The sequence below is a fragment of the Acinetobacter sp. YH1901141 genome (assembly GCF_013416935.1).
Taxonomy (GTDB): Bacteria; Pseudomonadota; Gammaproteobacteria; order Pseudomonadales; family Moraxellaceae; genus Acinetobacter; species Acinetobacter towneri.
Genome location: NZ_VPEY01000070.1, coordinates 1 through 1,556, shown reverse-complemented (window position 1 = coordinate 1,556; position 1,556 = coordinate 1). Strand labels below are relative to the sequence as shown.

The window sequence follows — 1,556 nt, the reverse complement described above, 5'->3', positions numbered from 1 at the left end:
ACGTATAGGAAGAATAAACGCCCTTTTCACCCAAGTCCAACAGCTTTGGACCGCAGTTGACTCTTTCGACACCCCTGCGATGCAACCCAATCCGGCTGACGGGGAGCCAGCAACGCTGAAAATTTACCCTCCTCTTTCCCACTAGCGGCTCCTTTTCCGACAACCAGCACGGCGGATCCCTGCCGCGGCGCTGTGAACGCAGCATTTTGATTGGTATCGTTGGCCTTCAGGCTCGTCAGTCAAACAGACCCAGGAGCAGCTCAGCCGGTGGCGCCCGGCTTTCGGGTAACGCCCTGGTCCCGCTGGTTTCGGCTTTGTGCTTCAGGTGATCAAGGATCTGCTTGATCACTATAGGGTCTTCAATGCAGGACTGTATTTACATAAAGCAAGCGCCTTACCCGCTTGTGTTTTGATTTTTTTTGAAACAAATTGTCTTAAGGTTTCTGTGTCCTTAGTGCAATCCATAACTTGCATGTTTTCAATAAGGTCTGCCTCCCAAAGAATCTGAAAATCTTTTCCATCTATTTTTTCAGGCGTATGATGGTTTCCAACTATATAACATACTCTTTCAATTACGAATGGTTCATAATTATGTTCATTTAATATATTTCTTGCAATTGGTACTCCTTCCTGCTCTTGGAGATGTCCCTCCATTGATCCATATTTGCGTAATGCTTCCACAGAACCTATGTCGTGTAAAACAGCACTTAACTCTATAATACAACCAGTCTGACTGTCTACATTTTCTCTTTCAATAATCGTCCGTGTATTTTCTAACACCTTCATTGTGTGATCGACGCCATATGGTACAGTTCTGAAAATATTTTTCATCTCTTTGATTACTTGGTCTAATTTCTCTGATTCTCCTATGTCCTTATATTTCATATCACATTATTTTCTGCTAAGGTCTCAAGAATAAAAAAATCAGGCAATGAACCTATGTTAAGTAATCTTTTTGGTGGCTTTGGTTGATATTGGTTGAAAAGCACAATGACCAAGATGTTAATCCTGGTCTTTGGTTTTTAAGAAAACAAAATTGTATTTTCTTTTCGCTGTATCTCCGAGATGATATGATTTAATGAAGATACCATTTCGTATTTAGTTTACAATATTTCCTTTTATAAAAGAAAATTGCGTAGTATGATTATTAAAAAACACCAAAAGATGTTATTCAAAGAACACATTGATATTAGCTTCAATCTCTAAACCGTTGATTTGGAAATACATAATACCCTATTTGTTCATTCTTTTGTTATTTGTTGTATGTTGCGTTATTCCATCAATAATTTTATTCCAATCTTCGAAATGTAGTTCGTGTCCGGTTCCATCAAGCGTTATTAGTTTTGAGCCGTTTATCTTTTCAAGTAAAACTGCTGAATTCTTAAAATGCCATATTTTATCGTCCGTTCCGTGTACAATTAAGGTTGGTTGATTGATTTCGCTCAATCTGTTCCAGTATTCTTCACCACCTTGCAGTGCCGCATGATTGAACATACTTATATAGTTATTAGCTCTTTTAAATTCGGCTCTAATCAGTTTTTCACTTCTTTGTTTGT

At 38.5% G+C, this 1,556-nt stretch carries 2 protein-coding genes; both read right to left on the bottom strand.

Going from position 1 to position 1,556, the window contains the following annotated elements; all coding sequences use genetic code 11:
• Window positions 1-348 precede the first annotated feature (348 nt).
• On the bottom strand, window positions 349-786 hold the full coding sequence (locus FTV52_RS14890; RefSeq protein ID WP_373683434.1) for an HD domain-containing protein: 438 nt from the start codon (window positions 784-786) through the stop codon (window positions 349-351).
• A 447-nt stretch (window positions 787-1,233) separates the two neighbouring features.
• Window positions 1,234-1,556 (bottom strand): alpha/beta fold hydrolase (locus tag FTV52_RS14450; RefSeq protein WP_179991041.1); only part of this gene is annotated, 323 nt, incomplete at its 5' end.